The following is a 262-nucleotide window of genomic DNA, read 5'->3' as shown; positions in this document are numbered from 1 at the left end:
CCCCCGTCGACGACGAGCGTCGTGCCGGTCGTGAAGGCGGCCGCATCGCTTGCCAGATAGAGCGCAGCCTCGGCGATTTCCCGCGGTTTCCCGAACCGTTCTAGCGCGTGCCGGCGGCGGGAGGCTTCGCGCACCTTCTCGGGCTCCGCATGCCGGGCGAAGCTGCGCGCCAGCATCGGCGTCTCGATGGCGCCCGGCGCAATGGCATTGACGCGGATGCGGTCCGGCGCGAAGTCGAGCGCCATGGTCCGCGTGAGGCTCA

The 262-nt window shown here is 71.0% G+C and carries 1 protein-coding gene; it reads right to left on the bottom strand.

Annotated elements, in window-relative coordinates; genetic code table 11:
- Positions 1-245 (bottom strand): SDR family oxidoreductase (locus RMT89_RS43735; protein ID WP_315889317.1); only part of this gene is annotated, 245 nt, incomplete at its 3' end.
- Between the last annotated feature and the right edge of the window lie 17 nt (positions 246-262).

This window comes from Streptomyces sp. P17 (assembly GCF_032436805.1).
GTDB lineage: Bacteria > Actinomycetota > Actinomycetes > Streptomycetales > Streptomycetaceae > Streptomyces.
This window is presented reverse-complemented; position numbering and strand designations above follow the sequence as displayed.